The following is a 25,228-nucleotide window of genomic DNA, read 5'->3' as shown; positions in this document are numbered from 1 at the left end:
CGTTCTTTTTCTCGCCGGCACGGCATCGCGCACGAAAGCGTCAATCTGCGCGCCGGCGTGCGGGTGCGCCATGCCAGACAGGGCGCCATCCACGTGCAGAACGTCAACGGTTATCACAGTCGTTTTCGCACCTGGCTGGCACGGTTCAATGGCGTGGCGTCGCGTTACCTGCCGAACTATCTGGGTTGGTGGTGGGCACTTGACGGCGGCCGGATAATGGCCGCCGAACAATTGCTACGTATCGCAGTCAGTCTGATCTACAGATAACGGTGACAGCGCCTTTTTTGTCGTCCATTGCAACGCACGGCACGCCGGCAACGCACGTAAAAAAACGGCAGACCTCGCGGCCTGCCGTTTTTATGCGTCCCGCACCAGGCGACGTGCGCCCGATGCGATGACCGCGTCGCTTAGAACGAGTGACGCAGGCCGACGTTGTAGACCTGTGGGTCCGCGCCGAATGCCGTTGCTGGCAGGGCGATCGTGCCCGATGGCGAGGTCAGCGAGAACACGCCGTTGTTGTTGTTGTTGCGCAGTTTTGCGTACGATGCGTACACGTTGGTGCGCTTCGACAGGGTGTAGGTGTAGGCAACGGTGACTGCCTTGCCTTCTGCGCCGGTCGCCAGCTCTTGCTGCTGGTAGTTCAGGAAGACGCGGTTGGCGCCGAAGCCGTACGACACGCCGGCGTTCTTCTGCTCGTACTTGGCGCTTGGCAGGATGCCGGTTTCAGGATCGGCAGCCATGTAGCCAGCGCGCACTTCGAAGTCGCCGAACTTGTAGCCGACGCCTGCGTTGTACTCTTTGTCGTCGCCGGTCGCCAGGCGCTCGACGTTCTGGTAACCAGCACCCAGGTACAGGCCGGCGTTTGCATATTCCAGCGAGACGCCGGTCACGTCGCCCGATGGGTCGATGCTGCGTTCGCCGGCGCCGTAGGCTGCGCGCAGGGTGAAGCCGCTCAGGGCGTTGCTCTGGTAGTTGACCGAGTTCGACAGGCGACGGGTCAGGCGGTTGGCGCCGAAGCCTGCCAGGTTCGAACCGTAGAAGCCCTGGCCCAGGGTGTCCGACGCGCCGGCAACGGCAGCGATCGGGCCGTATTCACGACCGACGGTCACGGTACCGAAGGCGCCTTGCAGGCCCACGACAGCGCGGCGCTGGAACATGTTCGAATCGGTTGCGCCGGTATCGACGGCAACTGCGGCTTCGATGTTGAACAGGGCCTTCAGGCCATTGCCCAGGTCTTCGGTACCGCGGAAGCCGATGCGGCTTGCCGATTGGGTACCCGACGACACGACGGTGCGGCTGCTCTCGCCCGGCGCGTCATTGTTTTCGACGCCGATCGATGCATCGACCATACCGTACATGGTGACGCTGGTTTGTGCTTGCGCGACCAGTGGCAGTGCCGACACGAGGGCGATGGCAAGAATTTTGTGCTTCATGGATGTATCTCCAGTGTTTGTTTGTGAAATAGCCTAGTAATCATGACATGCCCGGCAGACATCTGTCACCGGGTTCGCCGAATCGAAATCGGCCGGATTTTGACCAGTATTGGCACCAGCCGGGTCGTGATTCACCTTGCTTCTCATAGGAGAATCGCGGTTTGGCAAGGCCTCGGCGACTGGCTGATTCGATGCCTTGATGGTTACAAAACATTGCTGAAAATCAACTTAAGCCGTTGCAGAGACGCCACATTTTTGGCCTTGACAGCTGCTGCAATGCGCAATAACGGTGCATTCGCCCCTGCCGCCGGTCTCCCGCGCCACCGTGTTCCATGCAGGGAGCGACACCGTCGTGCAGGAGAAGGGCGCAAGAAGATGGATGACTGGCGGCTGCAGAACCTGTGTCAGCAAATTTTTGCACCGCCGCAGTGCACGACGCTCATGCAGGCATACCAACCGAAAGCAGCCTGCACTGGCGCCTTAGTTGATACATAAATTGATATCGGAACGGCCGAAAAATTGATTGGAACGTTCTCAATCCACGGCCTACCATTCCCTCCAGCATGTAATTAAAAAAGCCGCACAGCGGCATATAACGACAAAGGAGACATATGACACGGTACGCACCGGGCCGACTTGCGCCCGCACTTTCCCTTACACCCGCCCCCGACGCCCGCCGCAGCTTCGCCCTTCGCGCCACGGTCGCCGCGCTGGCAGGCGCCGGCCTGATGAGCGCGGCCACGGTCGGCGCCCAGGAAATGGACAGCGCCCAAACCCTGGACGTGCCTGCGGCAAGCGCCCCGTCCAATGCCGAAAACAATGCCGGACGGGCCGGCGCCGATCGCGACGCCGCCATCGTCACCGTCACCGGCACCCGCCAGGCGGCCCAGAGCGCGCAAGCCATCAAGCGCAACGCCGAGCAGGTGCTCGATTCGATCGTGGCCGACGACATCGGCAAATTCCCCGATAAAAACGTGGCCGAGATCCTGGGCCGGGTGCCGGGCGTGCAGGTGATCCGCCAGAACGGCGAAGCCGGCAACGTCGTCATCCGCGGCCTGGGCGGCATCACCACGCTGTACAACGGCCGCGAAATGTTCACCGCCGCCGGGCGCAGCCTGTTTCTGGCCGACGTGCCGGTGGCGATGCTCCAGCGCGTGGACGTCTACAAATCGCAGGGCGCCGACATGGTCGAAGGCGGCACCTCGGGCGTGATCGACGTGCGCACCAACCGCCCATTCGACTTCAAGGGCGCGCAGGCCGCGTTCAACGCGCGCGGCGAGCACCGCGACAAGGCCGACAAGATCGACCCGAACGTCTCGGGCCTGCTGTCGAACCGCTGGAAGACGGCCCTGGGCGAGATCGGCCTGCTGGGCGGCCTGTCGTACCAGCGCGGCCGCTACCATGACGAAACCGCGTTCGTCGGCGAGCCGCGCACGATCGACCGCGGCATCATTGGCGCGCCGTCGATGGGCCGCGTCATGTCCGGCGGCGACCGGGAACGCCTGGCCGGCAACCTGTCCGCGCAGTGGCGGCCGTCGAGCGAACTCGAACTGTATGCCGAGAGCTTCTCGACCAAGATCGACCATGACTCGCAAAGCATCTTCTTCGTGGGCGACCTGCCGATCAATAATCCCGGCTCGACCGTCACCACGCTCCCGGGCACCAATTACCTCGGTTCGATCAGCAATCCGAACGTGAACACCTTCACCCTGAGCTCGACCCAGGCCCGGCGCGACGATTCCGAGACCCACCAGGGCGCGATCGGTGCGATCTGGAAGGCCACCCCGGGCGTGCGCGTGAGCGGCGAAGTGGTGCGCACGGTGAGTAAATACAGCCAGAAAAATCCGATCCTCGACACGGTGATGAACATGTCGAAGGCGATCAATGCCGAAGTGCGCGACGGCGGCGGCTACCTGGAATACCCGGGCACCGACATGACCGACCCGGCCAACTGGACGATGTTCGCGCTGTTCGACAACCATAACCGCTCGCGCGGCGCCGCCACTGACTGGCGCGGCGACGTGGCCTGGATCCCGGACGCCGACGGCTTCTTCAAGGAGCTCAGCGTCGGCGCACGCCATGTCCAGCGCGACGCCTCGTTCGTGCATGAACTGGACGGCTACTCGGCCGCGCCGAACTCGTTCACGCCGAACGCGATCAAGGTCACCGACTTCCCGGGCCTGAACTGCACGAGCCCGAAAACCGGTGGCAACTACGGCATGAACCAGTTCTACGCGCCGTGCCTGGACTACCTGCTGGACAATACCGGCGACATTCGCCAGGCCATCCGGGGCGACCGCGATCCGCGGCCCGACAATCCGCTGTCGTTCTATTCGGACCGCGAACAGTCGAGCGCCGCTTATATCAAGGCCAACTTCGGCTTCGATGCCTGGTCGCTGCCGATCGACGGCACCGCTGGCCTGCGCTACGTGAAAACCAAGCAGCGCATCAGCGGCTTCTCGTCCACCAATGGCGTGGTCGCGCCGGTCACCGTCTCGAGCACCACCAACGACGTGCTGCCAAGCCTGTCGCTGCGCGCGCATTTTCGCCAGGACCTGATCGGCCGCCTGTCGGCCAGCAAGGCCATCGAACGGGCGCCGTTCGGCGACTTCAATCCGGGCCTGACGCTGTTCCCGTCGACCACCACCACGCTGGCGGTCGGCACCGCCGGCAACCCGAACCTGATGCCGCAAGAGGCGCGCAACGTCGACGTGGCGCTGGAGTGGTACTTTGCGCCGGCTGGCTCGATCACCGGCACGCTGTTCCAGCACGATTACGAGAACTACCTGCGCCGCAGCGCGCGGCCAGAGACGTACGACGGCGTGACCTACAATGTCAGCCGCCCGTACAACGCGGTCGAAGGCAAGCTCAAAGGCGCCGAGCTGGCCTACCAGCAGTTCTACACCAAGCTGCCGGGCTGGCTGGGTGGCTTGGGGATGCAGGCCAACGTCACCTGGATGGACGGCGGCCTGGCCGAAGCCGACGGCACGATCAACACCTTCGCCGGCATGTCGAAGCTCTCGGCCAACCTGGTCGCGCTGTACGAATACGGCAAGTGGTCGGGCCGCATCGCCTACAGCTGGCGCGACAAGTTCACCGCCGAGTACAACTACCGCGCGCTGCCCTACAACATCGTCGTCGATCCGCTCAAGACCCTGGACGCCTCGCTGTCGTACAAGCTGACCGACAACCTGACGCTCACGCTCGATGGCAGCAACCTGCTTGACCAGGCCTACCACGACTACCACAGCGTGCCGGATCTGCCGCGCGACGTGCGCCGCTATGACCGTGTGGTGGGCCTGGCGCTCAGGTGGCGCAATTGAAGCCCGCCGGCGCCGACGGATACCCCGTGCAAACGCAACGACTCTCGACCCTTGAAAAAGTCGGCTTCGGCGCCGGCGACATGGCGCTCAATGTGGTGATCTCGTCGATGATGTTGATCATCACGTTCTTCTACACCGACATCTACGGCCTGCGCACGGCCGACCTGGCGGCGCTGTTCGTCGTCGTCAAGATCGTCGGCGCAGTGGCCGACCTGGCCATGGGGCAGGTGACCGACTCGGTGCTCACGCGCTGGGGGCGCTACCGCCCCTGGCTGCTGCTGCTCGCCGCGCCGTATGGCTTGTCGGTGTTCCTCGTGTTCTCCACGCCCGGCTGGGACTACGATGCAAAGCTGATCTGGGCCTACTCCACCTACATCCTCATGACCGTCATGACGGCCGGCGTGGGCATCCCGTACATCTCCCTGATCAGCGGCCTGACGTCCGATCCGCAACAGCGCCTGTCGGCCAATGGCTACCGGCTGTTCTTCGCCAAGGTGGGCGCGTTCATGGTGACGATCGTCGTGCCGATCCTGGCCAGCAAATGGGATGGCGCGCATCCGGCGGCCGGTTACCAGGCCGCGATGGCGGTGATGGCGGCAGTCGGCGTGCTGCTGTTCGCGTTCTGCTTCTTTACCACCACCGAGCGTGTCGTGCACAAGGTCGAGAAGCAGCCGTTGCTGGACCAGGTGCGCGTGCTGCTGAAAAACGACCAGTGGCTGATCCTGTGCGCCGTGTGCGTGACCGGCACCATTGGCTACGTGATCCGCGGCTCGGTGGCGATCTATTACGCCAAGTATTACCTGGGCGGCGATACCGCGACCGTGTCGGCGTTTTTGTCCACCGGCGTGGCGGCGGCGATCCTGGCGATGGTCGTCTCGACCTGGACCACCAAGTTCTATTGCAAGATCAAGCTGTTTCGCAACTCGCAGATCGCGGTGGCGGCGCTGAGCGTGATGATGTACTTCCTCGTGCAGCCGGGCGATATGGCTGCCGCCTTCGTGCTGTACTTTCTGCTGTCGCTGGTCGTGGATCTGCACGCGCCGGTGTTCTGGTCGGCGATTGCCGAGACGATCGACTACGGCCAGGTCAAGACTGGCAAGCGCGTCTCGGGCTTTGCCTTCGGCGGCATCTCGGTATGCCAGAAAATCGGCATGGCGGTGGCCGGCGGGATGGTGGGCATCCTGCTCGATTACTTCAGGTACGCGCCGAACGAGGCGCAATCGGCGCTGGCGCTGCAGGGCATCGCGCTGATGCTGTCGGTGATCCCGGGCTTCTTTCATTTCTTGATGGGGATGTTGATGTTCAAGTACCGGATCAGTGACGATTACTACACGACGGTCAAGCAGGACATGCAGGCGCAAGGGTATGCCACGCCTTGATGCATGCGCAGGTTGAACGCGTAGGGTTGGCGGCTCCGCCGCCGACGCGGTGATAGACAAACTTTGAATTGAGAATAACGATGCAAGAAACCGTCCTCCAACCCCTGATCGAACAACGCGCCGATCCGTACATCTACAAGCACACCGACGGTTATTATTACTTCACCGCCTCGGTCCCGCTGTACGACCGCATCGAACTGCGCCGCGCCACCACCATCGCCGGCCTGGCCACCGCCCCCACGGTCGATGCCTGGCGCAAGCCCGATACGGGCGCATACTCCGAACTTGTCTGGGCCCCCGAGCTGCACTTCAACGACGGCGCCTGGTACGTCTACTTTGCCGCCGCGCCGAGCCGCGCCATCAAGGACAAGCTGTTCCAGCACCGCATGTACGCGCTGCGCAACCGCAACGCCAACCCGCTCGAAGGCGAATGGGAGTTCATGGGCCAGGTCGACACCGGCATCGACAGCTTCTGCCTCGACGCCACCACCTTTACCCACAAGGGCCGGTTGTACTATCTGTGGGCGCAAAAAGACCCGGCCATCGAGGGCAACTCGAACCTGTACATCGCGCCGATGAAAACGCCCTGGCAGATCGAGGGCGCGCCGATCCTGCTCAGCAAGCCGGAACACGACTGGGAATCCATCGGCTTTTCGGTCAACGAAGGGCCGTCGGTCCTGCAACGCAACGGAAAGGTCTTCATCAGCTACTCGGCCAGCGCCACGGACCACAACTACGCAATGGGTCTGCTGTGGGCCGACGACGACGCCGACCTGCTCGACCCGGCGTCGTGGACCAAGTCGGCGCAGCCCGTTTTACGTACATGCTACGATCATGGCGTCTACGGCCCGGGCCACAACAGCTTCACGCTCGCCGAAGACAACGACACCGTGATGCTGGTCTACCACGCGCGCACCTACACCGAGATCGTCGGCGATCCGCTCTGGAATCCGGACCGCCATACCTTCGTGAAACCGCTGCGCTGGGACGAGCAGGGCATGCCGGTGTTCGGCCGACCCTCCGTCTATTAAGGATCACCCCAACGTGCAAACCGGTATCACGCAAGCGCCATTCGGCGCGCTCCCGAACGGCGCAGCCGTCACCCAGTTCACGCTCACCAACGCCCATGGCATGGTGGCGAAGATCCTCGATTTCGGCGGCGTCATCACCGCACTGCACGCGCCGGACCGCGAGGGCAGGCTGGCCGATGTGGTGCTCGGCTTCGACACCCTTGAACCCTATTGCACCGACAGTCCGTACTTCGGCGCGCTGATCGGTCGCTATGGCAACCGCATCGCCAGGGGCCGGTTCGCGCTCGACGGCAAGCCGGTCCAGCTGCCGGTCAATAATGGCGGCAACCACCTGCATGGCGGCGCTGGCGGCTTCGATCGGGTGTTGTGGCAGGCGGCGATCGACGGCGCCAGCCTGCGCCTGACCTACCGCAGCGTCGATGGCGAAATGGGCTATCCCGGCAACCTCGATGTCACGGTCGTCTACCTGCTGAACGACGACAACGAACTGGTGGTGCGCTTTCACGCCGTGACCGACCGGGCCACGCCGGTCAACCTGACGCAGCACAGCTACTTCAATCTGGCGGGCGAGGGCGACATCCTCGGCCACTACCTGAGCCTCGACGCCGACAGCTTCGTGGCGATCGACAGCGAGTCGATCCCGACGGGTGAACTCACGCCGGTCACCGGCACGCCGTTCGATTTTCGCTTGCCGCGCCAGATCGGCGAGCGGATCGGGCAGCCCGACAAGCAGCTGCGCCACGGCGGCGGCTACGACCACAACTTCGTGCTGAACAAGCCTGAGGGGAACGTGTTGACACGTGCGGCGCGCCTGAGCGAACCGGTCTCCGGCCGCGTGCTGGAACTGTGGACGCAGGAACCCGGCGTGCAGTTCTACAGCGGGAACTTCCTCGATGGTTCGCTCGCCGGCAAGGGCCGCAACTACCCGCACCGCAGCGGCTTGTGTCTCGAGCCGCAGCACTTTCCCGATTCGCCCAACCAGCCCCAGTTCCCGAACGTGATCCTGCGCCCGGGCGAGGTCTACGAGACCGAGTCGCGCTTTCGCTTCCTGACCGAACACGCATGATGGTGGGTCCGATGGACGTGCTGCTCGATGCCGGGCATGAACTCGGCGAATGCGTGCTGTGGTGCGAGCGCACCGGGCGCCTGCTGTGGACCGACATTCCAGCCGCCACCCTGTGGGCGCACACACCGGCCACCGGCCGCACCGATCGCTGGCCGATGCCCGAGCGGCTGTGCTGCTTCGCGCTCACCGGCAGCGATGACCGGCTGCTGCTGGGGCTTGCATCGGGCCTCGCGTTCTTCACTTTCTCGAGCGGCAGAATCACGCGCATCTGCGACGTCGAGGCTGACATTCCCTCCACGCGCCTGAATGACGGCCGCTGCGACCGTCAGGGCCGCTTCGTGTTCGGCATGTTCAACCAGGACGAGAACCCGAAGCATGCACTGGGCGGCTTCTACCGCCTGCATCTCGACCTGTCGCTCGAGCGCCTGCCGCTGCCGAATGCGGCGATCGCCAACAGCATCTGCTTCAGTCCCGACGGGCGGCGCATGTACTTCGCCGACTCGGCGCAACAGGCGATCCTGTACGCCGACTACAACCCGTGCAGCGCCGAAGTAGGGCGGGTGCACACGTTCGTTGCGGCCGGCGCCGCGCCGGGCGAGCCCGATGGCTCGGCGATCGACGCCGAAGGTTATCTGTGGAGCACACGCTGGGGCGCCGGCATCGTCGCGCGCTTCGCGCCCGATGGCCGGCTCGATCGCACGGTGCCGCTCGCCGCGCCGCAGCCAAGCTGCCCGGCGTTCGGCGGGCCGGGCCTGGCGACCCTCTTCGTCACCAGCGCCCACCTGGGCATGACGCAGGGCGACCGCGCGGCAGCCCCGTTATCAGGCGCCTTGTTCCAGCTCGGGGTCGATGCGCGCGGGCTGCCCGAGTCGCGCTTCCTGCACGGTTGATGCCTGGCTGGTGATACAAAAAACGGTATCGATCTACGCTAAAAATTGATTGGAAAGTTATCTGCCCGGACTTTAGACTTCCTCACGTCAACAAGCGATATGGACAGCGGCAACATGCACGCTTCATCCAGAGAATAACGAGGAGATACGATGTCCGAGGCAAAGAAAACGACCCCGCTGCGTTCTGCCGCGTGGTTCGGCACGCAGGATAAAAACGGGTTCATGTACCGCAGCTGGATGAAGAACCAGGGCATCCCCGACCACGAATTCCAGGGCAAACCGATCATCGGCATCTGCAACACCTGGTCCGAATTGACTCCCTGCAACGCCCACTTTCGCAAGCTGGCCGAACACGTCAAGCGCGGCATCCTGGAAGCGGGCGGCTTCCCCGTCGAATTCCCCGTGTTCTCCAACGGCGAATCCAACTTGCGCCCGACCGCCATGCTGACCCGTAACCTGGCCAGCATGGACGTCGAAGAATCCATCCGCGGCAATCCGATGGATGCGGTGGTGCTGCTGGTCGGCTGCGACAAGACCACGCCGGCGCTGTTGATGGGCGCGGCCAGCGTCGACCTGCCGACGATCGTCGTCACCGGCGGCCCGATGCTCAACGGTAAGCTCAATGGCAAGGACATCGGCTCCGGCACTGCCGTCTGGCAGCTGCACGAGCAAGCCAAGGCCGGCGCGATCACGATGCATGACTTCCTGTCGGCCGAAGCAGGCCACTCGCGCAGCGCCGGCACCTGCAACACGATGGGCACCGCTTCGACGATGGCCTGCATGGCCGAGGCGCTGGGCACCTCGCTGCCGCACAACGCCGCCATTCCCGCCGTCGACGCGCGGCGCTACGTGCTGGCGCACATGTCGGGCATGCGCATCGTGGAGATGGTGCACGAAGACCTGCGCCTGTCAAAAATCCTCACGCGCGAAAACTTCGAGAATGCGATCCGCGTGAATGCGGCCATCGGCGGCTCGACCAATGCCGTGATCCACCTGAAGGCGATCGCCGGCCGCGTGGGCGTGCCGCTCGAACTGGAAGACTGGACCCGCATCGGCAAGGGCACCCCGACCGTGGTCGACCTGCTGCCATCGGGGCGCTTCCTGATGGAAGAGTTCTACTATGCCGGCGGCCTGCCGGCCGTGATCCGGCGCCTGGGCGAGGGCGGCCTGATTCCCCACCGGGATGCGCTGACCGTCAATGGCAACACGCTGTGGCAGAACTGCGTCGACGCGCCGATCTACAACGATGACGTCGTGCGCCAGCTCGATAATCCGCTGATCGCGGACGGCGGTATCTGCATCTTGCGCGGCAACCTGGCGCCGCGCGGCGCGGTGCTCAAGCCGTCGGCCGCCTCGCCCCACCTGATGCAGCATCGCGGGCGCGCCGTGGTGTTCGAAGACTTCGATCATTACAAGCAGCGCATCCTCGACCCGGACCTCGACGTCGATGAAAACTCGGTGCTCTTGATGAAGAACTGCGGCCCGAAAGGTTATCCCGGCATGGCCGAAGTGGGCAATATGGGCTTGCCGCCGAAGCTGCTGGCCAAGGGCATCACCGACATGGTGCGCATCTCGGACGCGCGCATGAGCGGTACGGCGTATGGCACCGTGGTGCTGCACGTGGCGCCGGAGGCGATGGATGGCGGGCCGCTGGGCATCGTGCAGGATGGCGACATCATCGTGCTCGATTGCCTGGGCGGTGCGTTGAACGTCGAGCTGTCGGACGCCGAAATCGTGCGCCGCCTGGCCGACCGCGCCGAGAAGAACAAGCCGGTGCAGCACAGCGGCTACCAGCGCCTGTATCTCGACCATGTGATGCAGGCAGACGACGGCTGCGATTTCGATTTCCTCGTCGGCTGCCGTGGCTCGGCGGTGCCGAAGCATTCTCATTAAGAAAAAACAACAGGAGACCAGGGCCATGCTGCTCATCCAATTCGTGACCGAATCGCAGGAGCGCCGCGTCGGCATCCTGCAGGACACCACCGTACGCGTCATCGACGGCTACGCCACCACGTTCGACCTGGCGCGCGCCGCGATCGCGCAGCGCTGCGGCCTGGCCCAGCTGGCCGACAGCGCCGCCGGCAGCGACACCATCGATTATGAAACCCTCGCGGGCGAAGGCCGCATCCTGCCACCGCTCGACCACCCGGACGCCGCCCACTGCTACGTCACCGGCACCGGGCTCACGCACCTGGGCAGCGCCGACACGCGCGACGCCATGCACCAGAAAATCGGCGGCGACATCGCTGCGCTCAGCGACAGCATGAAGATGTTCCGCATGGGCGTCGAAGGCGGCAAACCGGACACCGGCAGCGCCGGCGTGCAGCCGGAATGGTTCTACAAGGGCGACGGTTCGATTGTGCGCGCCACCGGCCAGGACCTCGAGATGCCGGCATTCTCGCTCGACGGCGGTGAAGAACCCGAGATCGCCGGCCTGTACCTGATCGGCGACGATGGCCAGCCGTACCGCCTCGGTTACGCGATCGGCAACGAATTCTCGGATCACGTGACCGAGCGCCAGAACTACCTGTACCTCGCGCATTCCAAGCTGCGCAACTGCGGCCTTGGCCCGGCGCTGCTCGTGGGCGCGCTGCCGGCGCACGTCGCTGGCGTCTCGCGCATCATCGGCGCGGATGGCCAGGTGCGCTGGGAAAAGCACTTCGTCAGCGGTGAGCAGAACATGTCGCACACGCTCGAGAACCTCGAGCACCATCACTTCAAGTACGGCCTGTTCAAGCGTGCCGGCGACGTCCACATCCACTTCTTCGGCACCGCCACGCTGAGCTTTGCCGACGGTATCCAGGTGGCGCCAGGCGAGACCTTCGAAGTCGCCTCGCCCACCTTCGGCCCGGCCCTGCGCAACCGCCTCGCGGTGCACGAGAGCCCCTACGCGACGGTGACCGCATTATGAGCATCAGCGGCGATGCCATCATCGACGGCGTGCAGGAGCGGGGCGCCGCGGGCGCCTTCCAGGCCTGGGATCCGACCACGCGCCAACACGTCGAACCGACCTTCTACAGTGTCACGCCGGAGCAGATCGACCGCGCCTGCAGCCTCGCGGGCGAGGCGTTCGATGCCTTCCGCGCCACGAGCGACGCGGCGCGCGCGCAGTTTCTCGAGGCGGTCGCCGAGCAGGTCCTGGCCATCGGCGACGCCCTGATCGAACGGGCGATGCTTGAAACAGGCCTGCCGCGCGTGCGCCTGGAAGGTGAGCGCATGCGCACCGTGAGCCAACTGCGCCTTTTTGCCACGCTGCTGCGCGAAGGCTCGTGGAGCGACGCGCGCCTGGACACGGCCTTGCCGGAACGCGCGCCGCCCCGGCCCGACCTGCGCATGCGCCTGATCGGCGTCGGCCCGGTTGCCGTGTTCGGCGCCAGTAACTTCCCGCTGGCGTTCTCGGTGGCCGGCGGCGACACGGCATCCGCCTTCGCGGCTGGATGCCCGGTGGTGCTCAAGGCGCATTCGGCGCACCCGGGCACCTCGGAACTCGTCGGCCTTGCCGTGGCCAGGGCAGTTGCGCAGTGCGGCTTGCCGGCCGGCGTCTTCGCGCTGTTGAGCGGCACCGGCAACGGCATCGGCGCCCGCCTCGTGGCGCACCCGGCGATCCAGGCGGTGGGCTTTACCGGCTCGCGCTCGGGCGGCCTCGCGTTGATGGCGGTGGCCGCCGCGCGCAGGCAGCCGATCCCCGTGTACGCCGAAATGAGCTCGATCAATCCGGTGTTCTTGCTGCCCGAGGCGCTGGCCAGGCGGGGCGACGAGATGGGCAAGGGCTTCGCCGCATCGTTGACCATGGGCGTCGGCCAGTTCTGTACCAATCCCGGGCTGGTGCTGGCCGTGGATGGCCCTGGCCTGGACGCTTTTACCAGGAGCGCAGCCGATGCATTGTCGGCGTCGGCCAGCGCCGTGATGCTCAACCAGGGTATCGCCGACAGTTACCGCAAGGGCGTCGAGGCGCTGGCCGATAACGATGCCGTCACGACGCTCGCGCGGCTGGAGCATGAAGACGGCAAGGGCGGCGCCGCGTTCTTCCGTACCACGGCCGACGAATTCCTGTCACGCCACGAGTTGCACGACGAAGTGTTCGGGCCCGCCTCGGTGCTAGTGGTCTGCAAGGATGCCGCAGAACTGCGCGACGTGGCCGAGGCGCTCGAAGGCCAGCTGACCGCCACGCTGCAGCTGGACGCGGGAGACATCGAGACGGCCCGGATGCTGCTGCCGACGCTGGAGCGCAAGGTTGGCCGCATCCTGGCCAACGGGTATCCTACCGGCGTCGAGGTGTCGACGGCGATGGTGCACGGCGGGCCGTTCCCGTCGACGGCCGATGGCCGCAGCACGTCGGTCGGCACCGGTGCGATCAGCCGGTTCCTGCGGCCGGTCTGCTACCAGAACCTGCCGGCTGACTTGCTGCCCGACGTCCTGCGCGACGGGAACCCGTTGGGAACCTGGCGGCGCCGGGATGGCACGCTCACCAAAGAGTGAGCGGGCGTAAAAAAACACAAGATGGAGACAAGCATGCAACAGATGGCGAACTACCCGAGCCTGACGGCCAAACGGGTGTTTGTGACAGGCGGCGGGACCGGCATCGGCGCGGCGATCGTGGAAGCGTTCGTGGCGCAGGGCGCGGTGGTCGCTTTCGTGGATGTCGCGCAGGAGGCCAGCGAAGCGCTGTGCGCGCGCCTGCTGGAGGCCGGCCACGTGGCGCCGCAGTTTCGCCACTGCGACATCACCGATATCGCCGCGCTGCAGCGCACGATGGCGGACCTGGCCGCGCAGTTGGGCGACTTCGATGTCCTGGTCAACAACGCGGCCAATGACCAGCGCCACGATATCCAGGATGTCTCGCTCGATTACTGGAACGAGCGCATCGCAATCAACCAGCGGCCGATGTTCTTCACCTGCCAGGCGGTCCTGCCGGGGATGAAGAAGAAGGGCGGCGGCTCGATCATCAACTTCAGTTCGATGTCCTGGCATGCCAAGGGCGCGGGTTACCCGGTGTATGCGACCACCAAGGCCGCGGTGATCGGCCTGACGCGCAGCCTGGCGCGCGACCTGGGACCGTTCGGCGTGCGGGTCAATACCGTCACGCCCGGATGGGTGATGACGCAGCGCCAGATCGACCTGTGGGTGGACGACGCCGCCGAAATCGAGATCAAGAAAGCTCAATGCCTGCCGGGAAGGCTGATGCCGGACGACGTCGCGCGCATGGTGCTGTTTCTCGGCGCCGACGACAGCAAGATGTGCACGGCGCAGGATTTTGTGGTGGATGCCGGTTGGACGTGATCTCCACGCTACCCCGTACACCAACGATTTCTCACATCTGAAACAACGTCATTCCCGCGCAGGCGGGGATCCAGGTTGCCCGGTCACGCGCGACACTTGGGTACCCGCCTGCGCGGGTACGACGGTCTGGAGATCTGCCATGACCGCTTTTCGTTACACAGCAGTGACGCTGCTCGTCGCTACCTCTTTCTGCGCGCACGCGGCGCCGCTCGTCAGCCCCGATCGTCAGATCGAGGTCGATGTCGCGGTCTCGCCCGGCGGCGCCATGACCTATGCCGTCACGCGGGCAGGCCAAGCCGTCATCCTGCGCTCGGCCCTCGGCCTCGAAGTGGAAGGCGCCGACCTGACGCGCGGCCTGACGCTCGCCACCAGCTCACCGGTCACGCGCATCGACGACCAGTACGAACTGGCTACCGCCAAGCGACGCCACATCACCTACGCCGCCAACGAACAGACGCACACGGTGCGTAACGCGCAGGGGCAGGCGATGGACGTGACGTTCCGCGTCTCGAACGACGGCGTCGCCTTCCGCTACCGCGTGCGCGGCAAGGGCTTGCGGTTCATCCGCGAGGTCACCGCCTTCGCGTTCGACCCGTCCAGCAAGGCCTGGCTGCAGCCGATGTCGGTCGCCCAGACCGGCTGGAAGAACACCAATCCGGCCTACGAAGAGCACTACCAGCGCGAGATCGCCGTCGGCACGCCGTCCACGCTGGGCGCCGGCTGGGTCTTCCCTGCCTTGTTTCGCACCGGCCAGACCTGGATCGCGCTGACCGAGGCGAATATGGACGGCACCTTCCACGCCTCGCGCCTGCACACCGACTCGGCCGGTGGCGTGTATCGCCTCGCGCCGCCCGCCGCGCCCGAGGTGTTTACGAACGGCGCGCTGCTGGCCGAGTCGGACGGCGACCTGCTCAGCCCATGGCGCATCATCACCGTTGGCAGCCTGCGCACGCTGGTCGAATCCACCCTGGGCACCGACCTGGCCGCACCAGCCGTCGCCTTCGACAAAGCGAAGATCCTGCCGGGCCACGCGTCGTGGAGCTGGGCACTGCTCAAGGACGACGGCACCTATCTGCCATTCCAGAAGCAGTTCGTCGACTACGCGGCCGACATGGGATGGGATTACACGCTGGTCGACGCTGACTGGGACCGCAAGATCGGCCTCGACAAACTGCGCGAGCTGGTGACCTATGCCGGGGCGAAGAAGGTCGGCATCCTGGTCTGGTACAACTCGTCCGGCGCCTGGAACCAGACCGAGTACAGCCCGAAAGGCGCCTTGCTCACGCAGGAGACGCGCCGGCGCGAGTTCGCGCGCCTGGCCGCAATGGGCGTCAAGGGCGTCAAGATCGACTTTTTTGCCGGCGACGGCAAGTCGATGATCGCCTACTACGTCGACATCCTCGCCGACGCCGCAGCGGCGGGCCTGCTCGTGAACGTCCACGGCGCCACGCTGCCGCGCGGCTGGTCGCGCACCTATCCCAACCTGATGACGGCCGAAGCGGTGAAAGGCTTCGAATTCACCAGCTTCGAGCAGAAGGACCAGGACGCGATGCCGGCGCACGCCGCGATGCTGCCGTTCGCCCGCAACCTGTTCGACCCGATGGATTACACGCCGATGGTGTTCGGCGACATCCCGAACATCAGGCGCGCCACGCGCAACGGCTTCGAGCTGGCCGAATCGGTGTTGTTCCTGTCGGGGATCCAGCACTTTGCCGAGTGCCCGGAAGGTATGGCCGGCGTACCCGCCTACGTGAAGGCGCTGCTGCGCGACCTGCCGCGCAGCTGGGACGACGTGCGCTTCATCGACGGCTATCCGGGCCGCTACGCCGTCATCGCGCGCCGCAGCGGGAACGCCTGGTATGTCGCCGGCATCAATGCCGACGGCGCCGCGCGCACGGTGGAACTGGACCTGTCGTTCCTGGCAGGGCGCAGCGGCACGCTGATCGGCGATGGCGAGGTCGATCACGACAACGAGCGCGTATTCAACCAGCAGCCGATCAAGGCCGGCAAGACCAGCATCAGCATCAAGCCGCATGGCGGGTTCGTCGCGGTATTCAAGTAGATAAAAACATAGGAGACAATAGTGAACGTACTCAAACCCTTCATCCTCGCATGCGGCCTGGCCGCCTTGCCTGCCCTGGCCCAGGTCAGCGTGTCGGTCGACACCACCAGGCCCGGCCCCGTCATCAACAAGAACGTGTACGGCCAGTTCGCCGAGCACCTTGGCACCGGCATCTACGAGGGCCTGTGGGTCGGCCAGAATTCGAAGATCCCGAATACGCGCGGCTGGCGCAACGATGTCGTCGGTGCACTGAAAGCGCTGAAGGTGCCGCTGGTGCGCTGGCCGGGCGGGTGTTTCGCCGACGAATACCACTGGCGCGACGGCATCGGCGCGCGAAACAAGCGCCCGGTCAAGGTCAACACGCACTGGGGCGGCGTGGCCGAAAACAATGCGGTTGGCACCCACGAATTCTTCGATTTGGTCGAGATCCTGGGCACCGAAGCCTACATCAACGGCAACCTCGGTTCGGGCACGCCGCAAGAGATGGCCGAATGGCTCGAGTACATGACGTCGGATACAAAATCGACGCTGGCCGAACTGCGCCGCAAGAACGGCCGCAAGGAGCCGTACAAGGTGGCGTACTTCGGCATCGGCAACGAGGCCTGGGGCTGCGGCGGCAACATGAAGCCGGAATACTATGCGCACCTGTACAACCATTACGCCACGTTCCTGAAGACGCCGCCGAACGCGCGCCCGAAACTGATTGCCAGCGGCGGCAACGACAACGACACGAAGTGGACCGAGGTACTTAGCAAGGAAGCCGCGCGCGGCACCGACGGCATCAGCTTCCACTACTACACGCTGCCCACCGGCGTATGGGAAAAGAAGGGCGCCGCCACGGGCTTCCCGGAATCGGAATGGTTCTCGACCATGCAGCAAACGCTGCGCATGGACCAGCACATCAAGCAGAACCTCGCCATCCTCGACAAGAATGACCCCGAGAAGAAAATCGGCTTCTATGTCGATGAATGGGGCACCTGGTACGACGTCGAGGCGGGCACCAACCCGGGCTTCCTGTTCCAGCGTAACACCCTGCGCGACGCCGTCGTGGCGGCGCTGAACTTCAACATCTTCCATGCCCACGCCGACCGCGTGCGCATGACGAACATCGCGCAGATGGTCAACGTGCTGCAGGCGATGATCATCACCGACAAGGAGAAGATGCTGCTCACGCCAACGTACCACGCCTACCAGATGTACATCCCGTTCCAGGATGCGACGTCGCTGCCGGTGGCGGTCGACAATGACGTGGCGTATTCGAGCAACGGCAAGGGTGTACCGGGCATCAGCGCGACGGCCGCACGGGCCAAGGACGGCAAGGTGTATATCGCGCTCGTCAACACGCATCCCACGCGCGCCAGCGACGTGTCGGTCAATGTGGCGGGATTGAACGTCGGCGGCGTAGCGGGCCAGGTGCTCACGGCCGAGGCAATGGATGCGCACAACACGTTCGACAAGCCGCAGGCGATCAAGCCGGCGCCGTTCAGCGCGAAAGCCGCGGACGGCAAGCTGACGATCAAGGTGCCGGCCAAGGCCGTGATGGTCTTCGCCGTCGAGGCGTGAGATGCGGGCCGCGCACATCGCGTGGGCGGCGCTGGCCCTGGCCTTCGTCGTCGCCCCGGCCAGGGCCGCGCAGGTCGGGGCGCAGGTCGGCGTTCATGACCCGGTCATGGCCCGGGAGGGCGCTCGCTACTACCTGTTCAGCACCGGTCCCGGCATCACCGTCTACAGCTCGACCGACCTGACGACGTGGCGCGCCGAAGGCCGCGTGTTCAAGGACGGCCCGGCCTGGGCCACGCAGGCCGCCCCGACGTTCAATGGTCATATCTGGGCGCCCGACATTTACCACCACAACGGCAAGTACTACCTGTACTACTCGGTGTCGGGCTTCGGCAAGAACACGTCGGCCATCGGCGTGACGGTCAACACGACGCTCGATCCGCGCTCGCCCGCCTACAAGTGGGAGGATCAGGGCCAGGTGGTGCAGTCGGTACCGGGGCGCGACCTGTGGAATGCGATCGATGCGCACGTGATCGATGACGAGGAGGGCGCGCCGTGGATGTCGTTCGGCTCGTTCTGGGGCGGCCTGAAACTGGTGAAGCTCGACGCCAGCCGCACGAAACTGGCCGAGCCGCAGGAATGGCACACGATCGCGCGCCGCGAGCGGCCCGCCTTCACGCCCGATAACGAGGCGGCGCCGGCGCAGATCGAGGCGCCGTTCATCTTTGCCAGGAACGGCTGGTACTACCTGTATGCCTCGTGGGACCTGTGCTGCAAGGGCAAGGACAGTACCTACAAGGTCGTCGTGGGCCGCTCCAAATCCGTCACCGGCCCGTACCTGGACCGCATTGGGGTCGACATGGCCAAGGGGGGGGGCTCGCTCGTGATCGCCGGCGATCGTGACTGGCGTGGCCTGGGCCACAACAGCGCCTATACCTTCGATGGCAAGGACTATATGGTGCTGCATGCCTACGAAACGGCCGACAAGTACCGGCAGAAGCTCAAGGTGCTGCCCATGGGCTGGGACCGGGATGGCTGGCCCGTGCTCGATGGGAGAGACCTGAATCGCTACCAGAGCGTGCTGCAGCCATGAAGGTGCGCATCCTGGCGCTGACCTTGCTGACCTTGCTGGCTGCGAGCACCCTGGTGCAGGCGGCGGCGCCGTTTCCGCTCGCCGCCGTGCGCCTGGGCGCGGGGCCGTTCCTCGACGCCCAGACCACCAACCTGAACTACCTGATGGCGATGGAGCCCGACCGCCTGCTCGCGCCGTTCCTGCGCGAGGCGGGCCTCGAACCGCGCAGGCCGAGCTACGGCAACTGGGAATCCACGGGCCTGGACGGCCACATGGGCGGGCACTACCTGTCGGCGCTGGCTTTGATGTACGCGTCGACCGGCGACGGCGAAACGCTGCGCCGCCTGAACTACTTCGTCGCCGAGCTGAAACGCGCCCAGCAGGCCAATGGTGACGGCTACCTGGGCGGCATCCCCGGCGGGCGCCAAGCCTGGCGCGATGTCGCGGCCGGCAAGCTCGAAGCCGACAACTTCTCGGTCAACGGCAAGTGGGTCCCCTGGTACAACCTGCACAAGGTGTATGCCGGCTTGCGCGATGCGTACCGCCATGGCGGCAGCGCCGACGCGCGCACGATGCTGATTGCCTTGTCCGACTGGGCGCTGGCACTGACTTCGCGTTTGAGCCCGGAGCAGATGCAGACGATGCTGCGCAGCGAGCATGGCGGCATGAACGAGATCTTCGTCGACGTTGCCGAGATCACCGGCGACAAGAAGTACCTGGAGCTGGCGCTGCGTTTTTCGCACCAGGCGATCCTGCAGCCGCTGGCGCAGCAGCGCGACCAGTTGACGGGCCTGCACGCCAACACGCAGATCCCGAAGGTGATCGGTTTCCAGCGCATCTTTGATGCGACCGGCCGCCAGGACATGGGCGACGCGGCGAAGTTCTTCTGGCAGACGGTAGTGGACAAGCGCTCGGTGGCGATCGGCGGCAACAGCGTCAAGGAGCACTTCCACAGCCAGGGCGACTTCGCGCCGATGGTGCACGACGTCGAAGGGCCCGAGACCTGCAATACCTACAATATGCTCAAGCTGACGCAGATGCTGTTCGCGGCGCAGCAGAAGGGCGCGTATGGAGACTACTACGAGCGCGCGCTGTACAACCACATCCTGTCGTCGCAGCGGCCGCAGGGTGGGTTCGTCTACTTCACGCCGATGCGGCCGAACCACTACCGCGTGTATTCGCAGGTGGACCAGGGCATGTGGTGCTGCGTGGGCTCCGGCATCGAGAGCCACGCCAAATACGGTGAATTCATCTACGCGCACGACAAGGACACGCTGTTCGTCAATCTGTTCATGGCCTCGACGCTGACGTGGCGCGACAAGGGCGTCAAGGTCACGCAGGCGACGCGCTTTCCGGATACCGACACCACGCGCCTGACGATCGACGGCGCCGGCCGGTTCAAGCTGAAGATCCGCTACCCCGGCTGGGTCGCCCCTGGCCGCATGCAGGTAAAAGTCAACGGTAAGGCGATCAAGCTCGATGCGCAGCCGGGCGGCTACGTGACGATCGCGCGCACGTGGCGCACCGGCGACCGGGTCGACGTGCGCCTGCCGATGACCACGCGCCTCGAGCAGATGCCCGACAAATCGAACTACTATGCGGTGCTGCACGGGCCGGTGGTGCTGGCGGCAAGAACACGCATGCCCGGCGACGCGCAGCTGCGCTACCTGGCGGACGATTCGCGCATGGGCCATATCGCGGCCGGCCCCGTGTGCCCGCTCGAATCGGCGCCGATGTTCGTCAGCGACTCGCTGGACTTCATCCGCAGGTTCAAGCCGGTGGCCGGCAAGCCCCTGACCTTCACCGCGCCGGGCCTGGTGCATGGCGCGGATGGCCCGGCCACCGAATTCGTGCCGTTCTTCCGCCTGCACGAATCGCGCTATACGATGTACTGGCAGCATGCGACGCCCGGCGGCTTGAAAGCGCTTCAGGCGGCCAATGCCGCGGGTGAGGCAGACCGCCTGGCGCTCGACGCGCGCACGGTCGACCAGGTCGCGCCGGGCGAGCAGCAGCCTGAGTCGGATCACTTCTTCAAGGGCGAGGGCGTCGATGCCGGCATCAACGGCGGCCGGCACTGGCGCCATGCGTCGACGTGGTTCAGCTACGAGTTGACCGATCCGAAGCACGAGGCACGTGTGCTGCGGCTGACGTTCGCGAAAGTCGATGCAGGGCGGCGCTTCGACATCCTCGTCAACGGCCAGTTGCTGGCCGAGGTGACCTTGACGGATGAGGCCACGGACGAGTTCTACACGGTGGATTATCCGATTCCCGAGGCGCTGCACAGCGCCGCACAAGGAACCTTGAGCGTGCGTTTCGTCGCGCGGGCCGGCTCGATGGCCGGCGGCCTGTATGGCGTGCGGCTGCTGCGCTAGTGCCCTGAATTAGAGATTCGTTGAATAAATACGGCGAGCGTCGCCCTGATACTGCGTCGCAAATGCGCGCAAGGCCCCGGCCTTGCTGTGCTTTGCTCCTTGTTTCAGGCCGACTTCGCCACATTTATTATTCAACGAACTTCCAATTCAGGACACTAGGCGGCAACTACATCATGCGCACCCAGTTGCCCTTGTAGAGAATCGGCCCGGTCGGCCCGCCGGCGCCGGGCGAACCGCCGCGCGGCTCGAGCGAGACGGCCAGCGTGGCGATGTCGTCGCCAATGGCGCTGGCCGTGAGCGGCAGCTCGATCGCGCCGTCCGGCGGGATCACCCCGAGCGAGCGCGGTGCCCCCTGCTTGGGAACGGCCCACAGCTGCAGCGATTTGTCGGCGGCGACCGGCGCGTTCTCGACGAGGCGCACCGTGAATACCTGGCGCTCGCTGTCGGCGGTCAGCAGCAGCGCCGTGCGCGCCTTCTCGTCGATGAGCGTGGCGACCAGGTCGACCTGCGGCGCATCGACGAGCGTCGAGCGCAGCACGCCCACCATCAGGAGCAGGATGGCCAGCGACGCCAGGCTGAGCGAGCGCCAGAAGGTCAGCGACTCGCTGCGCCAGAACTGCCAGGCGGCGTAGGTATGGACCAGACCCCGGCCCAATCCAAGGCGGCGCTCGATGGTGCGCCACACCTGCGCACGGGGCTTTTGCGCCCCCGCGAATTCGGCCATCGGCATCAGGCGTTCCTGCCACTCGGCGGTCAGGCGCTGCAGGGCCGCGTCGTCGCGCAGATAATGTTCGAAGCGCCGGCGTGCGCCGCCCTTGAGCGTGCCGAGCACGTATTCGGCCGCCAGCTTGTCGCACAGTTGCGGGTTGTTGCGGATATTCATGCTCGTTCGCCTTTGGCCAGGCACGTCTTGAGGCGCTCCAGACTGCGGCGGATCCAGGTCTTGACGGTACCGATCGGTATCGCCATCTGCTGCGCCACCTCGCTGTGCGATAGGTCATGGAAGAAGGCCAGGCCCACGGTTTGCCGGTGCGCGCCTTCGAGCAGCGACATGCAATAGGCCAGCGCCTTCGCGTCATGGCTGATGAGCAGCGCGTCGATCGGCGTGGCGCGCGGATCCTGCAACGCCGCCAATACCTCGGGGTCGAAGACGTGGCCGTCGATATCGACATCGTGGGCAGAGCGGCGCAGCAGGTCGAGCGATTTGTTACGCACGATGGTCGTCATCCATGTCATGGGCGCGGCCAGGTGGCGCTGGTAACCGGCGGCGCCGTTCCAGATCGCCACGAACCCATCCTGCAACGCCTCTTCGGCCAGTTCGCGCTTTCCTAATATACGCAGCGCATAGCCAAACAGTTTCGGCGAAATGGCGTCGTACAACGCGCGAAAGGCCGCGGCGTCGCCTTGTGCTGCGCCGTGCAACCAGCTTGCCAGCTGCTCGGGTTCGGGATGAAGGGTGTCTGGCACTGCCTACCTTGCTGTCGTCGTATGGGTGGAGAAATCGATTCGTATTGACAATATCATATCGTTCCAAGGCAGCCCGCACGGCAGCGTCGGGAGACAAAAAAATAGTTTTTTCTTAAATAGTTGAAACCGAATCAATCGTGCGTCAGTACAAGCTATACGTACTGCATTATTGGTTACAGCCAAATTCTTGGCTCTAACGGCTACGCAGACGCGCGCCCACCCACTTGATCGTTTCAACCGGAGATCTACCATGACAGACACGAATGTGACATTGGCACTGCTCGAATCACGCAAGGAAAAGCTGGAAAAGCGTCGTTCATTCTTCAAGAACGTGGGAGGCATCAGCGTCGGTATGGTAGGCGGCACCTTTCTGTCCGCCTGTGGCGGTTCGGTCAAGGATGCCATTGCCCAGGCGGCGCAGCCAACGGATATCGACATCCTCAATTTCGCGCTGAACCTGGAATACCTCGAAGCGCAGTTCTACTCGTTCGCGGTGTTCGGCACCGGCCTGGCAGCCAATTTGCTGACCGGTACTGGCACCCAGGGCGCGGTGACGGGCGGTCGCGCGGTGGCGTTCAAGGATCCGCTGGTGGCGCAGTATGCGAAAGAAATCGCGCAGGATGAGATTGCCCACGTGGGCTTCTTGCGCAGCGCACTGGGCACGGCGGCCGTGGCCCAGCCGGCACTCGATATCGGCGGCACCGATCCGAACGGCGCGTTCTCGAATGCGGCGCGTGCGGCAGGCCTGGTCGGCCCGGGCGTGGCGTTCGATCCATATGCCAGCGACGAGAACTTCCTGCTCGGCGCGTTCATCTTCGAAGACGTCGGCGTGACCGCCTACAAAGGCGCGTCGCCGCTGATCACGAACAAGACCTTCCTGGAAGCGGCAGCCGGCATCCTGGCAGCCGAGGCCTATCACGCCGGCATCGTGCGCACGGTGCTGTATCAGAAAGGCCTGAGCGCGCCGACCCTGCGCACGGCAGCGACGGCGATCTCGAATGCGCGCGACAGCCTCGACGGTTCGACCGACGTGGATCAGGGCATCGTGAATGCCACCGACAGCTCGGTGTCGAACATCGTCCCGCTCGACAGCAACGGCATTGCGTTCAGCCGCACGCCGGGTGACGTGCTCAATATCGTGTATCTGACCAAGGAGTCGGTGACGATGGGCGGGTTCTTCCCGCGTGGGGCGAATGGGGTGCTGAATATGAGTTCTGCGTATTCGTAATCGATAGCGTTTCGGCGCGATGCGGCGCTATCCATTCATGCGCGCCGCATCGCTGTTTTCCGATACTCAAAAACGTATCGCATCGAGCTAAAAATTGATTGGATCAGTATCGCATTGTGTTCTACGATTGCAGAACAATAATATCGGAGACAAGCAATGCGACTCACCCGCAGGAATTTCCTGGGCGTAGCCACGGCTGCGACCTTTGCAGTGATCCAGCCGGCCCTGGCCGCCAAGCCCCTGACGATCGGCTTCTCGCAGGTCGGCGCCGAAAGCGAGTGGCGCACTGCCAACACCGCCTCGATCAAGGACGCCGCCAAGAAAGCCGGCGTCAACCTCAAGTTCGCCGACGCCCAGCAGCGCCAGGAAAACCAGGTCAAGGCCATCCGCTCGTTCATCGCCCAGCGCGTCGACATCATCGCGTTCTCGCCCGTGGTCGAATCGGGCTGGGACACCGTGCTGCGCGAAGCCAAAGCCGCAAAAATCCCCGTCATCCTCACCGACCGCGGCGTGAAAGTGACCGACCCGTCGCTGTACGTCACGCTGCTGGGCTCGGACTTCGTGGAAGAGGGCCGCCGCGCCGCGCGCTGGCTCGTCGAGCACGCGAAGAACAACCCGGGCCGGGCTTACAACATCGTCGAGCTGCAAGGCACCGTGGGTTCGGCCCCGGCCATCGATCGCAAGGCGGGATTCGCGGAAGTCATCAAGGGGGAGCCGCGCCTGAAGATCCTGCGCTCGCAGACGGGCGACTTCACCCGCGCCAAGGGCAAGGAAGTGATGGAGGCCTTCCTCAAGTCCGAGGGCAAGAACATCACCGTGCTGTATGCGCACAACGATGACATGGCCATCGGCGCGATCCAGGCCATCGAGGAAGCGGGCATCAAGCCTGGCAAGGACATCCTGGTCGTGTCGATCGACGGCGTGCGCGGCGCGTTCGAGGCCATGTTGCAGGGTAAGCTCAACGTGACGGTCGAATGCAATCCGCTGCTCGGGCCCCAGCTGATGCAGGCCGCGCAGGCGGTCAAGGCGGGCCAGCCGGTCGCCAGGCGCATCGTGGTGAACGAGGGCGTATTCCCGGCCGAGGTGGCCGCCAAAGAATTCCCGAACCGTCGCTACTGAGGCGAC

At 64.8% G+C, this 25,228-nt stretch carries 18 protein-coding genes and 1 pseudogene; 16 read left to right on the top strand and 3 right to left on the bottom strand.

The genetic code is table 11. The features are described 5' to 3' along the window. A pseudogene (locus AB2N08_RS19550) lies at nt 1-267 on the top strand (IS1595 family transposase); the annotation flags it as partial. 140 nt (nt 268-407) lie between these two features. On the opposite strand, the gene AB2N08_RS19545 reads toward AB2N08_RS19550, so the two are convergent. Then, nucleotides 408-1,433 (bottom strand): porin, encoded by a 1,026-nt coding sequence (locus tag AB2N08_RS19545; protein WP_367612569.1) that lies wholly within the window; start codon nt 1,431-1,433, stop codon nt 408-410. A gap of 611 nt (nt 1,434-2,044) precedes the next feature. On the opposite strand from AB2N08_RS19545, the gene AB2N08_RS19540 reads away from it, so the two are divergent. The 13 genes from AB2N08_RS19540 to AB2N08_RS19480 all read left to right on the top strand — a co-directional run bounded on the left by AB2N08_RS19540 (nt 2,045) and on the right by AB2N08_RS19480 (nt 21,408). Next, on the top strand, nt 2,045-4,756 hold the full coding sequence (locus AB2N08_RS19540) for a TonB-dependent receptor (RefSeq protein ID WP_367612568.1): 2,712 nt from the start codon (nt 2,045-2,047) through the stop codon (nt 4,754-4,756). 26 nt (nt 4,757-4,782) lie between these two features. After that, entirely contained in the window at nt 4,783-6,135 is a 1,353-nt protein-coding gene (locus AB2N08_RS19535; protein ID WP_367612567.1) for an MFS transporter, read from the top strand. Nucleotides 6,136-6,215: 80 nt separating this feature from the next. Beyond that, a complete protein-coding gene (locus AB2N08_RS19530; RefSeq protein ID WP_367612566.1) occupies nt 6,216-7,166 on the top strand; it encodes a glycoside hydrolase family 43 protein in 951 nt (316 codons plus the stop codon). Between the two features lie 13 nt (nt 7,167-7,179). Beyond that, nucleotides 7,180-8,232, top strand: a complete 1,053-nt coding sequence (locus AB2N08_RS19525) for an aldose epimerase family protein (protein ID WP_367612565.1) — start codon at nt 7,180-7,182, stop codon at nt 8,230-8,232. Then, the gene (locus tag AB2N08_RS19520; RefSeq protein WP_367612564.1) at nt 8,229-9,122 is read left to right on the top strand and encodes an SMP-30/gluconolactonase/LRE family protein; all 894 of its coding nucleotides are present in this window, start codon (nt 8,229-8,231) and stop codon (nt 9,120-9,122) included. The genes AB2N08_RS19525 and AB2N08_RS19520 overlap by 4 nt, the downstream gene beginning before the upstream one ends. Nucleotides 9,123-9,272: 150 nt before the next feature. Then, nucleotides 9,273-11,015, top strand: coding sequence for an IlvD/Edd family dehydratase (locus tag AB2N08_RS19515; RefSeq protein ID WP_367612563.1), 1,743 nt, complete (start codon nt 9,273-9,275; stop codon nt 11,013-11,015). Between the two features lie 25 nt (nt 11,016-11,040). Further along, a complete protein-coding gene (araD1, locus tag AB2N08_RS19510; RefSeq protein WP_367612562.1) occupies nt 11,041-12,033 on the top strand; it encodes an AraD1 family protein in 993 nt (330 codons plus the stop codon). After that, entirely contained in the window at nt 12,030-13,601 is a 1,572-nt protein-coding gene (locus AB2N08_RS19505; RefSeq protein WP_367612561.1) for an aldehyde dehydrogenase (NADP(+)), read from the top strand. The genes araD1 and AB2N08_RS19505 overlap by 4 nt, the downstream gene beginning before the upstream one ends. 33 nt (nt 13,602-13,634) lie before the next feature. Next, nucleotides 13,635-14,402 (top strand): SDR family NAD(P)-dependent oxidoreductase, encoded by a 768-nt coding sequence (locus AB2N08_RS19500; protein WP_367612560.1) that lies wholly within the window; start codon nt 13,635-13,637, stop codon nt 14,400-14,402. Between the two features lie 139 nt (nt 14,403-14,541). Beyond that, nucleotides 14,542-16,464 carry a glycoside hydrolase family 97 protein gene (locus tag AB2N08_RS19495; protein ID WP_367612559.1) on the top strand — a complete coding sequence of 641 codons (1,923 nt, stop codon included), beginning with the start codon at nt 14,542-14,544 and terminating at the stop codon, nt 16,462-16,464. Between the two features lie 21 nt (nt 16,465-16,485). Beyond that, the gene (locus AB2N08_RS19490; RefSeq protein ID WP_367612558.1) at nt 16,486-18,027 is read left to right on the top strand and encodes an alpha-N-arabinofuranosidase; all 1,542 of its coding nucleotides are present in this window, start codon (nt 16,486-16,488) and stop codon (nt 18,025-18,027) included. Between the two features lies 1 nt (nt 18,028). Beyond that, nucleotides 18,029-19,057 (top strand): arabinan endo-1,5-alpha-L-arabinosidase, encoded by a 1,029-nt coding sequence (locus AB2N08_RS19485; RefSeq protein WP_367612557.1) that lies wholly within the window; start codon nt 18,029-18,031, stop codon nt 19,055-19,057. Then, the gene (locus AB2N08_RS19480; protein ID WP_367612556.1) at nt 19,054-21,408 is read left to right on the top strand and encodes a beta-L-arabinofuranosidase domain-containing protein; all 2,355 of its coding nucleotides are present in this window, start codon (nt 19,054-19,056) and stop codon (nt 21,406-21,408) included. The genes AB2N08_RS19485 and AB2N08_RS19480 overlap by 4 nt, the downstream gene beginning before the upstream one ends. Nucleotides 21,409-21,574: 166 nt before the next feature. Here the strand turns inward: AB2N08_RS19480 and AB2N08_RS19475 are convergent, their stop codons facing one another. After that, the gene (locus AB2N08_RS19475) at nt 21,575-22,291 is read right to left on the bottom strand and encodes an anti-sigma factor (RefSeq protein WP_367612555.1); all 717 of its coding nucleotides are present in this window, start codon (nt 22,289-22,291) and stop codon (nt 21,575-21,577) included. Beyond that, nucleotides 22,288-22,875: a sigma-70 family RNA polymerase sigma factor gene (locus AB2N08_RS19470; RefSeq protein ID WP_367612554.1), complete on the bottom strand. Its 588-nt coding sequence runs from the start codon at nt 22,873-22,875 to the stop codon at nt 22,288-22,290. Before AB2N08_RS19470 ends, AB2N08_RS19475 begins: the two co-directional genes overlap by 4 nt. A 250-nt stretch (nt 22,876-23,125) precedes the next feature. Here AB2N08_RS19470 and AB2N08_RS19465 point away from each other — a divergent pair, with 250 nt between their 5' ends. Together AB2N08_RS19465 and AB2N08_RS19460 are read left to right on the top strand one after the other, a co-directional pair. Further along, entirely contained in the window at nt 23,126-24,103 is a 978-nt protein-coding gene (locus AB2N08_RS19465; protein WP_367612553.1) for a ferritin-like domain-containing protein, read from the top strand. Between the two features lie 156 nt (nt 24,104-24,259). Beyond that, nucleotides 24,260-25,222, top strand: a complete 963-nt coding sequence (locus AB2N08_RS19460; protein WP_367612552.1) for an ABC transporter substrate-binding protein — start codon at nt 24,260-24,262, stop codon at nt 25,220-25,222. Nucleotides 25,223-25,228 lie beyond the last annotated feature (6 nt).

The organism is Massilia aurea (assembly GCF_040790145.1).
In the GTDB taxonomy this organism is placed as follows: Bacteria; Pseudomonadota; Gammaproteobacteria; order Burkholderiales; family Burkholderiaceae_D; genus Telluria; species Telluria aurea_C.
The sequence above is the reverse complement of the archived record's forward strand: the minus strand, read 5'-3'. Positions and strand labels throughout refer to the sequence as shown.

Bases quoted from the DNA above. Each gene is read 5' to 3' on its own strand.
- AB2N08_RS19500 (WP_367612560.1), top strand. From the start codon at position 13,635: ATGCAACAGATGGCGAACTACCCGAGCCTGACGGCCAAACGGGTGTTT.
- AB2N08_RS19530 (WP_367612566.1), top strand. From the start codon at position 6,216: ATGCAAGAAACCGTCCTCCAACCCCTGATCGAACAACGCGCCGATCCG.
- AB2N08_RS19545 (WP_367612569.1), bottom strand. From the start codon at position 1,433: ATGAAGCACAAAATTCTTGCCATCGCCCTCGTGTCGGCACTGCCACTG.
- AB2N08_RS19485 (WP_367612557.1), top strand. From the start codon at position 18,029: ATGCGGGCCGCGCACATCGCGTGGGCGGCGCTGGCCCTGGCCTTCGTC.
- AB2N08_RS19465 (WP_367612553.1), top strand. From the start codon at position 23,126: ATGACAGACACGAATGTGACATTGGCACTGCTCGAATCACGCAAGGAA.
- AB2N08_RS19515 (WP_367612563.1), top strand. From the start codon at position 9,273: ATGTCCGAGGCAAAGAAAACGACCCCGCTGCGTTCTGCCGCGTGGTTC.
- AB2N08_RS19480 (WP_367612556.1), top strand. From the start codon at position 19,054: ATGAAGGTGCGCATCCTGGCGCTGACCTTGCTGACCTTGCTGGCTGCG.
- AB2N08_RS19475 (WP_367612555.1), bottom strand. From the start codon at position 22,291: ATGAATATCCGCAACAACCCGCAACTGTGCGACAAGCTGGCGGCCGAA.
- AB2N08_RS19520 (WP_367612564.1), top strand. From the start codon at position 8,229: ATGATGGTGGGTCCGATGGACGTGCTGCTCGATGCCGGGCATGAACTC.
- araD1 (WP_367612562.1), top strand. From the start codon at position 11,041: ATGCTGCTCATCCAATTCGTGACCGAATCGCAGGAGCGCCGCGTCGGC.
- AB2N08_RS19495 (WP_367612559.1), top strand. From the start codon at position 14,542: ATGACCGCTTTTCGTTACACAGCAGTGACGCTGCTCGTCGCTACCTCT.
- AB2N08_RS19540 (WP_367612568.1), top strand. From the start codon at position 2,045: ATGACACGGTACGCACCGGGCCGACTTGCGCCCGCACTTTCCCTTACA.
- AB2N08_RS19460 (WP_367612552.1), top strand. From the start codon at position 24,260: ATGCGACTCACCCGCAGGAATTTCCTGGGCGTAGCCACGGCTGCGACC.
- AB2N08_RS19505 (WP_367612561.1), top strand. From the start codon at position 12,030: ATGAGCATCAGCGGCGATGCCATCATCGACGGCGTGCAGGAGCGGGGC.